Source organism: Paenibacillus sp. FSL M7-0896 (assembly GCF_037975415.1).
Classification (GTDB): Bacteria; Bacillota; Bacilli; order Paenibacillales; family Paenibacillaceae; genus Paenibacillus_AQ; species Paenibacillus_AQ silagei.
The window spans coordinates 5,759,619-5,772,734 of record NZ_CP150250.1 but is presented as its reverse complement, the minus strand read 5'-3'; the positions used below and the strand labels follow the sequence as shown (position 1 = coordinate 5,772,734).

The following is a 13,116-nucleotide window of genomic DNA, read 5'->3' as shown; positions in this document are numbered from 1 at the left end:
GAAAATGACAGCGAAAACCAGAGTGTTGGTATTATTCATGATCGATGTTGCGATCATATGGTTCAGCATCGTGACGTCCTACCTGTTCCGGTTCTACAATGAGATTCCGCCGGAATATGTGGTACAGATGATCGTGTTCGGCGTAATCTCCACGGTGGCCATCGGGGGAAGCCTGGTCTATTTCGGACTCTACCGCAGAATGTGGCAATATGCCAGTATTAACGAGATTATATCGGTTCTCAAAGCTATTGTAGTAGGAGCGGTGTTATCTTACGCTGCCGCATATCTGATCCTGCCCGAGCGCGTGCCATTCAGCATAGAAGTCCGGTCGATGGAGACGGTTCTGCTGCTGGTGGGAGGCGTCCGCTTCTTCTGGAGAGTCTTCCGAAGTGACCGGAGCAATAATAAGAATACAGAGCTTCATACACTTATTGTCGGGGCCGGAGATTGCGGAATCCTGATTGCCAAAGAACTGACGGGACCTTCTTTCGCGGACACCCGGCTGGTTGGATTCATTGATGACAGCGCCGATAAATATCACTTGTCCATACTGGGTGTACCTGTACTGGGTAACCGTTATGATATTCCGCGGATTGTGAAGGAGAAGGAGATTCACGAGATTATTATCGCGATGCCCTCGGTCTCCAGAACCCAAATATCCGAGATTATTAATCTGGCCAAGGCTACAGGTGCGAAGCTGAAGATTATTCCGGCACTGAATGACCTGATCGCTGGCAAGATCTCTGTCAAGAAGCTCCGCGATGTCAGCGTAGAAGACCTTCTGGGCCGTGAGCCGATTGTTGCAGACATGAACAGTATTCTGGGCTATGTTCATAACAAGACCGTACTGGTTACGGGGGCAGGCGGTTCGATCGGATCCGAGCTATGCCGCCAGATATCCCCTTTTGCACCGGACAAGCTGCTGATTCTGGGACACGGCGAGAACAGTATCTATACGATTGAGATGGAGCTGCGCAAGAGCTTCCCTTACCTGGAGATCGTGACCGTAATTGCTGATATTCAGGACCGCACCCGGTTAATGGATGTATTCCAGAGCTACAAGCCGCAGGTGGTCTTTCATGCAGCAGCACATAAGCACGTTCCTCTGATGGAGCGCAACCCTTCCGAGGCCATCAAGAATAATGTCTTCGGGACCCGCAATGTAGCCGACTGTGCTGACATGTATGGTGCAGAGCGCTTCGTGATGATCTCTTCCGACAAGGCCGTGAACCCGACCAGCGTCATGGGGGCTACGAAGCGGATTGCGGAGATGTATGTACAGAGTCTTAATGTAACAAGTCCTACCAAGTTCTCTGCGGTACGCTTCGGTAACGTATTGGGCAGCCGGGGCAGCGTCATTCCCGCCTTCAAGCAGCAGATTGCAGCCGGTGGACCTGTCACCGTAACGCATCCCGAGATGGTCCGTTACTTCATGACTATTCCCGAGGCTGTTCAACTGGTGATCCAGTCCGGTTCCTTCGCGAATGGCGGAGAAGTCTTTGTTCTGGATATGGGTGAACCGGTTAAGATCCTGACGCTTGCGGAGGATCTTATAACACTGTCGGGTTACGAGCCTTACAAGGACATCGACATCACCTTCTCAGGCGTCCGTGAAGGCGAGAAGCTGTATGAAGAACTGCTGACCGATGAGGAGAACCTGGGTTCCACTCAGCATGACCGGATTTTCATCGGCAGACCTAATGTCATCACCCGGAGCCAGATGGAGCTGGAATTCAAACGGTTAGAACGGGTGATCACCGAAGATGCAGAAGCCATCCGCGAAGTGATTAACCAGATCGTACCGATGCAGCCAGTGATCCAGGCAGCCATTAGCTAATTAGAGATGTGGAGGTACCTGAAGTGAAAAGATGGAAAAAAGTATTGATCTGGACGCTGTCGGTCATCGTGGTGTTAGGGGTTGGCGGACTATTCGCAGCCAATTATGCTGTCGACAAGCTGATGAATTCTATGGCTGGCGGCTTCGATGTGGAAGCTGGCAATACGCCTAGTGTTCCTCAGGGACAAGTGATTGAGCCTGTGGTAGCAGATAGCGACCCGTCTGCAGAGCCAGCAGCTTCCGTTGATCCTTCTTCAACCGCTACACCAGATAGTACGCCTGCTTCCAGTAATGCCGGTGAGCCGGCAGCTGCCAGCACGGACAAGCCTGCAAGCACTCCTGCTCCAACACCTGCGGGTGTGGATGGATTAGCCCATATCTCAACGGACAAGGCCAAGGAAGTTCAAGAGAACGTAACGATCACAGATAAAGCGAATGTGGCAGCAATCGTAGCTAAGCAGCTCAGTGTCTCAGATATCAAGAGATTGCAAGAGTTAGCCCAAGGCGGACTAACAACAGAAGAGAAGCGGGAAGCCCGCAGCATTATCCTCGGCAAGGTCACAGAGGAGCAATATAACGAATTAGCTCAGATTGCCAAGAAGTACGGCGTTAGCCAAGGCAAGACCCGGGATCAGATTCTGGCTGAAGAAGAGAAACTCAAAGCCCAAGAAAAAGGAAGTGAATAGGCATGTTCAAGATCAAGATTCCAGCAGCAGCACTTCTGAGCGTAGCCTTAATGGGCTGTGAGCCCCTGACGGCATCGGCTCCAGTTACTGTAGCGGCGGCTACTCCTGTAGCCACTGCAACAGCAGCACCTATTCCTGTAGCCACTGCAACAGCAGCACCTATCAAAGCATCCAATTCCATCAAAGTACAGAATGTGGATGTGACGATGCTATTCGATGGTGTAGCACTGCAGCCGCCAGCCGGACAACATGTGTTCATGTACAATAACACCACTTATGTCCCTTTGCGCTTCATGTCGTATGCCCTGCAGAAGAGCGTAAGCTGGGATGCCAAAAACCTAAAGGTAACCGTAGCGGAGCCAAGCAGCTCAGAGATGGTAGTCATTAAGGAATACCTGATGAATGCGACTTCCAGTCCTTCTTTTACAGCCAAGAATATTACGCTGAACAACGTTAAGGCAAGTTATGTATTTAACGGGAGTACGAAGGCATTGCCCCAAGGCCAGTCCAGTTATCTGCTGAACGGCTCGATCTATGTCCCTCTAAGATTCTTATCGGAATCTGTAGGAAATTCCATTAGCTGGAATCCGAAAACAAAGACCATTACAGCAAATTCCAAGAACTACGAAGAAAATACGGCTTCTGCGAAACCAACCGACAAGGGTCCTAGCCCATCTGCAAGTGCAACACCGGCACCAGCAGCAACTCCAACAGCTGAATCAGGTGGAGCAGCAGGCGGTTCAGGATCGGCAGGAACAGGGTCCGGTAAGGTTTCTTATGAGAGTATCACTAGTGAGACTGAGGCGAAGTTAAATGCGCTAAAATCACAAAGTACTTCTACTTTGTTTGGAATTGCTTTGGAATATGTGAATGCTACAGATGCTGCAACTAAGCAAAGTATTAAGGCCAAAGGGATAGAGCAACTAGCTTCTTTTAAAGCTTCATTTAACAGTATAATCGCTGACGCTGAACAAAAACTAAACACTAATGGATATAGCACAGCTATTATTGCTCAATATAGAGCTGCCTTTGAGGCTGAACTGGATAATGGAAGAGCTGCAGCTGAGGGTTTGGGGAAATAATAGATTTAAAAAAAGTATCAATATCAGAACAAACATGGTTTACAGTTGTAGGATGCATTCTATTCAACCGTAGCTGTAAACCATAGTATCTCAAGGACAAGGTGAGCGTATGAAGCCTTATATTATCGTCAAACAAACTTTAGATTTCATATTGGCTCTAATTGGAATGCTCCTGTTATGGCCTTTTTTCTTGATTATTGCCGTGGTGATCAAGTCCACATCTAAAGGACCTGTTCTATTCCGGCAAAAGCGGTTAGGCAGGAACAAGAAAGAGTTTTATATTCTCAAGTTCAGAACCATGCGTACAGATACACCAAGCGATATGCCTACACATCTGTTGCAAGACCCAGACTTTTTCATTACCAAAGTGGGCAAATTCCTTAGGAAGACAAGCTTGGATGAGCTTCCTCAGATTATAAATATTCTCAAAGGCGACATGAGCATAGTAGGCCCGCGCCCTGCGCTGTGGAATCAATATGACCTGATCGCGGAGCGAGATAAGTATGGAGCGAATGAGATTAAGCCTGGGCTTACGGGATGGGCGCAGATTAATGGGCGGGATGAACTACCGAATGAAGTGAAGGCTAAGCTTGATGGAGAGTACACACAGAGAATCTCTCTAGGATTGGATCTTAAAGTATTCTGTATGACGATCCTCAGTGTGCTGAAGTCAGATGGGGTTAGAGAAGGCGCAGTGAGCACAGAAGCCCCCCCCAACACCAAAGGAGCCTCGTTATAAATGGAGAAAAAAAGAATTCTTATCACAGGTAAGGGGAGTTATGTAGGTACAAGCTTCATCAACTGGGTAAAGCAATGGCCCGAGCAATACGAAGTTGAAGAGTTGTCAGTACGAGGTGAAGCCTGGAGAGAGCATGATTTCTCAGTTTATGATGTTGTGCTGCACGTAGCTGGTATAGCGCATGTGTCGACTGATCCAAGTATGGAGCAGGAGTACTATAGAGTTAATCGTGATTTAACGATAGAAGTTGCTAGAAAGGCAAAGCAAGAGAAGGTAAAGCAGTTTATTTTTATGAGTAGTATTATTGTGTATGAAGATAATGGTAGGGTTACACTTATCGATAGTGATACCCCAGCGAATCCTAGTAATTTTTATGGGAGGAGTAAACTACAAGCTGAAAAGGGTATACGAGGACTTGAGGAAGAGAAGTTTAAAATAGCAATATTAAGGCCCCCAATGATATATGGAAAAGATTCTAAGGGCAACTATAGGAAAATGGCTCGAATATCAAGAAAAATTCGAGTTTTCCCTGATTTCTATAATAAAAGAAGTATGCTACATATTGATAATTTGTGTGAGTTATTGAGACTTATCATAAATAATGAAGATAAAGGGTTCTTTTATCCCCAAAATAAAGAGTATTCTTCAACAACAGAAATGGTTAGGCTAATATCTCTTGTCCATGGAAACAAAATTCATTTCACAAAGATGTTTAATCCGGTTATGAAAATAACAGTAAAAAAAATAAGCATATTTCGAAAGATATTTGGAGATCTAATTTATGATCAGAAGATTAGTGTTTACAAAGAGAATTATCAAATTAGAACTTTAAAGGAGTCAATCAAGTTATCAGAAATTATAAACAGGAATGAGACATGAAATTGAAAAAGAAAATTCTAGTTATTGCACAATACTTCTTTCCAGAACAATTTAGGATAAATGATATTTGCTCGGAATGGGTGAAAAAGGGTTATGAAGTCACAGTAGTTACTGGTATTCCTAATTATCCTCAAGGTGAATATTATAAAGGTTATGGAATTTTCAAAAAAAGAAAAGAAATATATAACGGTATAAATATTCTGAGGATTCCACTGATTCCCCGTGGTAAAAGTTCGATTATGTTAATGATGAACTATCTCTCTTTTGTTATATCAGGCTTCTTTTGGAGTGTTTTTACTAGAATTAAAGCAGATTATGTTTTTATTTATGAAGTATCGCCAATGACTCAAGCATTACCTGGTGTTTGGTATGCGAAAAGAATAAAAATACCCTGTTATTTGTACGTTACAGATTTATGGCCAGAGAATGTTGAGATTGTGGCTGGGATTAAAAATCAACGTATTCTAAAAAGTATAGGTATTATGGTTGATTATATATATAAACGTTGCAATAGAATTTTCACCTCTTCTGAAAGTTTTATAGAGGCTATATCCGAACGAGGTATAGAAAATAATAAAATAGAATTTTGGCCTCAGTACGCTGAGGATTTTTATGTCCCAATAAATAATGGAAATGTTCATGTAAGTGAAATACCACAGGATGGAAAATTTAATATAATCTTTGCTGGGAATATTGGTGTTGCTCAGGGGTTAGATGTATTGGCTGATACTGCTCTAAAACTTAAAGAGGTAGGTGCAAAAGTTAGATTTAATATTGTGGGTGAAGGACGATACAAAGAAACTTTAATTAATTTGGTAAAAGAGTATGGTGTCGATAATATGTTCAATTTTATTGACAAACAACCTAGTTTACTTATACCTGATTTTATGTCCGTTTGTGATGCCACTTTGATATGTCTTTCCAGAAGTAAAGTATTCTCTATAACGTTGCCCGCTAAAACTCAATCTTGTCTCGCTTGTGGAATTCCGATATTAGTTTCTGCAGATGGAGAAATTCAAAAAGTTATAAGTGAAGCCGAGGCAGGTTTTTGTAGCAATGCTGGAGACGCTGGTGGTTTAGCTGAAAACATATTAAGGATGGTATCGTCTACAAAGGGTGATCGTGAGGATATGGCTCAAAATGCTCTACGATATTATCATACTCACTTTAACAAAGAAAAGCTTTTGAATCGAATGGATTTTTGGTTAAACTAATTAAAGTTGATTGGAGATAATGTGAATGTTTACGGATAAAACTTTATTAATAACTGGTGGTACTGGATCATTCGGAAATGCAGTTATGAGAAGATTTTTAGATACAAATGTTCAAGAAATTAGAATATTTTCACGAGATGAAAAAAAACAGGATGATATGCGGAAACTATATAGAAATGAAAAGTTGAAGTTTTATATTGGTGATGTTCGAGATTTAGCGAGCGTTAAAAATGCTATGCATGATGTAGATTATGTATTTCATGCAGCAGCTCTAAAGCAAGTACCATCGTGTGAATTTTTTCCGCTAGAAGCTGTGAAAACTAATGTAATTGGAACAGATAATGTTATAACTGGTGCCATTGAGATGGGGGTAAGGAAAGTCATATGTTTATCAACTGATAAAGCAGCCTACCCAATAAATGCAATGGGGATTTCAAAAGCAATGATGGAGAAAGTGTTTGTGGCTAAATCTAATACTGTTAGCCCTGATAAAACATTAATCTGTGGAACGCGTTATGGTAATGTAATGGCGTCTAGAGGTTCAGTGATTCCACTTTTTGTCGATCAAATTAAGAGTGGTGAACCGTTAACTATTACTGATCCTAATATGACTAGATTCCTCATGAGTCTAGAGGAAGCTGTTGAACTCGTTGTATTTGCTTTTCAGAACGCAGAAACAGGGGACATAATGGTGCAAAAATCTCCGGCTTCAACTATTAGAGATCTAGCACAAGCACTAGTTGAATTGTTTAATGTGAATAATGAAATAAAGATTATAGGCACACGTCATGGAGAAAAATTATACGAAACTCTTCTTACTAAGGAAGAGCATGTAGTGGCAGAAGATCTTGGAGGATTTTATAGAGTTCCCGCGGACAAAAGGGATCTTAATTATGATAAGTATTTTGTTGAAGGGAATAAGCAAATTCATCAAGTTGAGGATTACAACTCACATAACACTGAAAGGCTTGGAGTTACTGAGATCAAAAATAAATTAATGGAACTTGAATATATTCAAAATGAATTAAGAACTTGGAAAGGGAAATTCTAATGAAAGTACTTGTTCTTGGAGCAGCCGGTATGGCAGGACATACAATTTCGCTCTTTTTCAAAGAAAAAGGGCATGTGGTAACTGGTTTTAGTAGAAATGAAATTGGATATTGTGATGAAAATATTAATGGTGATATAACTGATTTTAGTTATCTCAATAGGGTAGTAGAGGAAGGGAACTACGATGCAATTATAAATGCTATTGGTATCTTAAATAAAGATGCCGAAGACAACAAAGATTTGGCAGTTCTTATAAATAGTTATTTGCCGCATTATTTGGTGAATGCAACAAAAAATATGAGCACTAAAGTTATTCAAATGAGTACTGATTGTGTGTTTTCCGGAAAAAAGGGTGGGTATATAGAAAATTCTTTTAGAGACGGTGAAACTTTCTACGATAGATCAAAGGCATTAGGTGAGCTTGAGAATAATAAGGATCTAACTTTTAGAAATTCAATAATTGGACCAGATCGAAATATGAATGGAATTGGTCTATTTAATTGGTTTATGAAGCAAGAGGGAGAAGTTAATGGGTTTACTAAAGCCATATGGACTGGAGTAACAACGTTAACTTTAGCTAAAGCAATGGAGAGAGCTCTCGAAGAAAATTTAACTGGTATATATAATTTAGTTAATAATTGCAACATTAATAAATTTGAATTACTTAAACTGTTCAACCAATATTTCAAAAATGATAGATTAACTATTTTGCAAAGCGATGCAATTTCAGTTGATAAATCTCTTATCAATAATAGAAACGATTTTTCATTTGTGGTCCCCAGTTACGAACAAATGGTTTCTGAGATGAAAGTATGGATTGAAGACCATAAAGATTTATATGCACATTATTTCTGAAAAGAAGGAGACACAAAATGAAAAAATTAAAATTAATGACAATTGTGGGTACACGACCTGAAATCATTAAACTTTCTGAAATCATAAAGAAATGTGATAAATACTTTGAACATATATTAGTACATACAGGTCAAAATTATGATTTTACTCTTAATGAGATTTTTTTCAAAGAATTAGGCTTAAGAGAGCCTGATTTTTATTTGGGAGTTGTTGGAGATAATCTAGGCCAAACTATGGGAAATGTTCTCTCAAAATCTTATGAAATAATGGTTGATCAGGCTCCAGATGCACTATTAGTTTTGGGAGATACTAATTCCTGTTTAAGTGTCATTTCAGCTAAAAGACTCAAAATCCCTATTTTTCATATGGAGGCTGGGAATAGGTGTTTTGATGAGAATCTTCCTGAAGAAATTAATCGGAGAATTGTTGATGTTACAAGTGATGTTAATCTATGTTATTCGGAACATGCAAGAAGATATCTTAATTCTTCTGGAGTACCAAAGGAACGTACTTATGTAGTGGGTTCGCCTATGGCAGAAGTTTTATCAGCTAATATTGCAAATATTAATAAAAGTAATGTTCTTGATATTTTGAAATTGGAAAAGAAAAAATATATTTTACTTTCAGCACATAGAGAAGAAAATATAGATAATGAACAAAATTTCTTTGCATTAATGAATGCTATCAATAAAATGGCTAAGACATATGAAATTCCAGTTGTTTATAGTACACATCCAAGGAGCAAAAACATAATAAATCAAAGAGGATTTAAATTCCATCCATTAGTTAGAACACTTGAACCGTTTGGTTTTTGGGACTACAATTACCTCCAAAAACACTCGTTTTGTGTAGTTTCTGATAGTGGTACACTTCCTGAGGAAGCTTCATTTTTTCAATTCCCAGCAGTATCTGTAAGGACGAGCACAGAAAGACCGGAAGCTCTTGATAAGGGGAATTTTGTTATTGGGAGTATCTCAGTCGAACAAGTACTACAAGCCGTAAATATGTCAGTTACTATGAGTAATAATGGAGATTTTGGAGTTTCTGTACCAGATTATATTGATGAAAATGTTAGCACAAAGATAGTTAAGTTAATTCAAAGTTATACAGGCATCATAAATAAGTTGGTTTGGAGAAAGTGAGAGATTTAGTGTGAATGATAAAATAGATTTTGTGATTATTTGGGTAGATGGAAATGATGATAAGTGGAGAGAAGTTAGATCAAATTACAAATCTGATTTTACTAATGATACTAATGTACATAGATATAGAGATTGGGATAATTTGCAATATTGGTTTAGGGGAGTTGAAAAATTTGCTCCATGGGTGAATAATATTTATTTTGTTACATGGGGGCATCTGCCCTCATGGTTAAATATTAAACATCCCAAGCTTAAAATTGTAAAGCATGAGGATTTTATTCCAAAAGAGTATCTTCCAACATTTAGTGCCAATCCAATTGAACTTAACCTTCATAGGATTGATGGTCTATCTAACAATTTTGTATATTTTAATGATGATATGTTTTTAATTAAAGATGTAAACGAAAATGTGTTTTTTAAAAATAATCTTCCATGTGATTCAGCAATAATGAATGTTCATTGCTACAATATAGAGGAAATGTTTATAATGACACCCTTTAGGAATATTGGGATAATTAATAAACATTTTAAAATGAAAGAAGTTTTAAAAAAGAGTCCTACAAAATGGTTTAATTTTAAATATGGTTTAAATGTACTTCGGAATTTTTATCTCCTACCATGTCCTAGATTTCCAGGACTATTACAGCAACATTTGCCAACTTCGTTTTCAAAAGAAGTTTTTAGTATACTTTGGAACAAGGAGTTTGAAGTACTCCATGAAACATGTAAAAATAAATTTAGACATATGTTAGATGTCAATCAATGGCTCATAAAGGGATGGCAAAATGCAAGCGGACAGTTTTATCCAAGAAAATATAATATCGGGAAGTCTATCGCTGCTTATGATATAAAAGCAGCTTGTGAATTTATTTCTAAACAACAAGGTTCCATGTTATGTCTAAATGATGTCGATATGGACGAAGAAACATTTATAACCTCTAGGGATTTGGTGAAAGCTAGCTTTAATACTATCCTTCCAAAAAAATCTGCTTATGAACTATAGAATTACATCAGGAGGAAATATGAAAAAAGTAGTATATTTTATTCCATCTTTAGGGACTGGTGGGATAGAAAAAATGGTGATTTCCTGGATTGAGAATATAGATAAAAATAAGGTTCAGGTTGATATTGTAACTCAAGGAATAAAAAATAAAAAAGCAAAAAGCTATTTAGAATTACTGGGGTGTAATGTGATTGATATGCCTTTTAGACAAAGGCAAATGGTAAAAAAACTTGCTTTTATGACTAAATTATTTAGATTGAAAAAGTATGACATAGTTCATGTGCACACAAGTGTTGCATTTGATTTTTTAGCACTTGTCATAGCTAAGTATTTTTGTGTAAGACATAGAATAATTCATAGTCATAATACCAATTCATTCTCAAATTCATTTATAAAAAGATTGCTTCAAAGATCCTCAAAGTTCTTTTTGAAAAGATACGCTACAGCTTTTTTTGCCTGTTCAAAAAAGGCTGGATCAGTAATGTTTGGTGATGATTTAATGGGTAAAGTTGTAGTTGTTAAAAATGGAATTGATATTGAAAAATTTAAATTTAACAAAACAATTCGTGAGGAAATAAGGGATAAACACAATTTATCAGAAAAACTTGTATTAGGGCATGTTGGGAGGTTCAATGAACAAAAAAACCACTCATTTGTTATTGATGTTTTTTATGAAATTACAAAAATAAAAAAAAATTCAGTTCTTTTGTTAATTGGTGAAGGTGAACTGTTTGATTTTTGTAGAAACAAAGTTGATAAACTTGATATATCAGATAAAGTTCTTTTTTTAGGTAGTCAAGATAATGTAAACAATTATATGCAAGCAATGGATGGCTTTATTTTCCCTTCGCTTTATGAGGGGTTAGGTATTGTTTTGGTTGAAGCTCAATGCGCTGGATTAGAATGTATAGTATCTAACGAAATTGTAGAAGAGGCAATATTATCTCAAAGAATAGAACAATTCGATTTACAGTTGTCTCCTTCTGACTGGGCTCATAATGTTTTGAAGTTACTTGATAATAATAAAAATAGACAAAATGCATGGGAGGATATTGTTGAAAAACAATTTAGTATTAAAGAAAGCGCGCAATTTTTAGAAGATTATTATTTTAAGTTAAGTTAGATTTATTGGAAGCTTCTATTTTTAATTCAAAGAAATAAATACTATTAGGTGGATATTATGAAAAAAGTAATACATATTATTTCCGCATTAATTTCGATTAATATATTTCTTTTGGGGTTACTACTCATTGATTATGATTTGCTTTTATTAAGCATACTACTCCTTTTAGTGGGAAATCTTTTTTTTGGCTTAACAAATGTAAGATATATCTTGTTTTTTATTTTTAATATTTGTATGTTTGTTTTTTTAATAAGTAGACCTTTTGTATCAATGATGAGAGGGGGCGAGTGGTGGCAGGTTGGGAGTGAACATGCTACTTTAAGTGCTCTAATTAGTTTATATTTATCATTATTTTTTATGTATATTGGAGCTTTTTGTCTTGATAAAATTATCTTAATTAAAACTAATGATTATTCGATGGTTAAAGATTTGCAACCTATAGAGTTAGAACATCCATTTATGAAAAATTTACAGAATATATCAATGATAATATTTTATATTGCGGTTCTGGCCTCTTTTATTGAGGGATGGGAAAAAATAATTTTCATGCAGTCTCATACGTATACTCAATATTATATTAGTTACCAGACTTCACAGAATTTTATTGTTAAGGGCCTAATTCAACTAATGAAACCATCTCTTTGTATTTTTTTAGCAACTATGCCTAATAAAAACAAAGCATTACTCCCACTTTCTTTATTTTTAATTTCTACATTACCCCAATTATTTGTTGGTATGAGATCACCAACAATGCTTGCCTTTGCGTTCATATTTTCTTATTTTTTCTTACGCGATGTTTATAAATTTAAAGAATCGAAAAGATGGATTGGGAAGATTGAAAAATTAGTTATTGTAATAAGTATCCCTTTATTAATGGCATTCTTATATGGGTATAATTACTGGAGGACTGGACGTGCAGTCGAATTATTTGAAGGAAACTTAATTACTAATTTTTTGTATCAACAAGGGATTTCTTTCGATGTGTTGGTTCAGGGTTTTGATGTTATGAACTTATTGCCTGAAAACAAATTCCCTGGATATATGTTCGGTCCCATATATGACAACGTCATTCATAATAGTTTAATTGGTAGACTTTTATTTGATACAGTTTCTATTAATAATCAATCTTTGGATGCATTAGCATTAGGGCATGATATGAAGGCGCATCTTTCATTTGTCCTTATGGGAAATAATTATCTGCAAGGCGCCGGTGTAGGAGTTGTTCATATACTAGAAGTTATACATGATATTGGTTGGATTGGATTGATCTTTTATAATTTGATTCTAGGTGCAGGTATGGTCAAAATGGTGGATTGGTTTGGATTATATAACGAAAATAAGTGGGTTTTAACAACTTTGGTTATATATGCACTGTTACAACTATTTTATACACCGAGATCAGATGCTATCTATATGATAGCTCCAATTTTTAGTCCATACTTTTGGATTTGTGTTTTTGTTTGTTATCTTTTTGCAAAAGCTAAAATGAGTTGGAAGAAAATATAA

At 37.3% G+C, this 13,116-nt stretch carries 12 protein-coding genes; all 12 read left to right on the top strand.

Annotation, left to right across the window (positions count from 1 at the left end; genetic code table 11):
* Window positions 1-4: 4 nt before the first annotated feature.
* The 12 genes from MKY12_RS24830 (at window position 5) to MKY12_RS24775 (ending at window position 13,116) form a co-directional block, all read left to right on the top strand.
* Window positions 5-1,837: a nucleoside-diphosphate sugar epimerase/dehydratase gene (locus tag MKY12_RS24830; RefSeq protein ID WP_339250642.1), complete on the top strand. Its 1,833-nt coding sequence runs from the start codon at window positions 5-7 to the stop codon at window positions 1,835-1,837.
* A gap of 23 nt (window positions 1,838-1,860) precedes the next feature.
* Window positions 1,861-2,523 (top strand): hypothetical protein, encoded by a 663-nt coding sequence (locus MKY12_RS24825; protein WP_339250640.1) that lies wholly within the window; start codon window positions 1,861-1,863, stop codon window positions 2,521-2,523.
* 2 nt (window positions 2,524-2,525) lie between these two features.
* The gene (locus MKY12_RS24820; RefSeq protein ID WP_339250638.1) at window positions 2,526-3,605 is read left to right on the top strand and encodes a stalk domain-containing protein; all 1,080 of its coding nucleotides are present in this window, start codon (window positions 2,526-2,528) and stop codon (window positions 3,603-3,605) included.
* Window positions 3,606-3,714: 109 nt separating this feature from the next.
* On the top strand, window positions 3,715-4,344 hold the full coding sequence (locus tag MKY12_RS24815; RefSeq protein ID WP_339250637.1) for a sugar transferase: 630 nt from the start codon (window positions 3,715-3,717) through the stop codon (window positions 4,342-4,344).
* Window positions 4,345-5,223, top strand: coding sequence for an NAD-dependent epimerase/dehydratase family protein (locus MKY12_RS24810; protein ID WP_339250636.1), 879 nt, complete (start codon window positions 4,345-4,347; stop codon window positions 5,221-5,223).
* A 2-nt stretch (window positions 5,224-5,225) separates the two neighbouring features.
* Window positions 5,226-6,437 carry a glycosyltransferase family 4 protein gene (locus MKY12_RS24805; RefSeq protein ID WP_339311332.1) on the top strand — a complete coding sequence of 404 codons (1,212 nt, stop codon included), beginning with the start codon at window positions 5,226-5,228 and terminating at the stop codon, window positions 6,435-6,437.
* Window positions 6,438-6,462: 25 nt separating this feature from the next.
* Window positions 6,463-7,488 (top strand): nucleoside-diphosphate sugar epimerase/dehydratase, encoded by a 1,026-nt coding sequence (locus MKY12_RS24800; RefSeq protein ID WP_339250634.1) that lies wholly within the window; start codon window positions 6,463-6,465, stop codon window positions 7,486-7,488.
* Window positions 7,488-8,342: an SDR family oxidoreductase gene (locus tag MKY12_RS24795; protein WP_339250633.1), complete on the top strand. Its 855-nt coding sequence runs from the start codon at window positions 7,488-7,490 to the stop codon at window positions 8,340-8,342. Before MKY12_RS24800 ends, MKY12_RS24795 begins: the two co-directional genes overlap by 1 nt.
* A 17-nt stretch (window positions 8,343-8,359) precedes the next feature.
* On the top strand, window positions 8,360-9,484 hold the full coding sequence (gene wecB / locus MKY12_RS24790) for a UDP-N-acetylglucosamine 2-epimerase (non-hydrolyzing) (protein ID WP_339250632.1): 1,125 nt from the start codon (window positions 8,360-8,362) through the stop codon (window positions 9,482-9,484).
* A gap of 10 nt (window positions 9,485-9,494) precedes the next feature.
* Window positions 9,495-10,487, top strand: coding sequence for a hypothetical protein (locus tag MKY12_RS24785; protein ID WP_339250630.1), 993 nt, complete (start codon window positions 9,495-9,497; stop codon window positions 10,485-10,487).
* 19 nt (window positions 10,488-10,506) lie between these two features.
* Entirely contained in the window at window positions 10,507-11,610 is a 1,104-nt protein-coding gene (locus MKY12_RS24780; protein WP_339250628.1) for a glycosyltransferase family 1 protein, read from the top strand.
* 57 nt (window positions 11,611-11,667) lie between these two features.
* Window positions 11,668-13,116, top strand: coding sequence for an O-antigen polysaccharide polymerase Wzy family protein (locus MKY12_RS24775; RefSeq protein WP_339250626.1), 1,449 nt, complete (start codon window positions 11,668-11,670; stop codon window positions 13,114-13,116).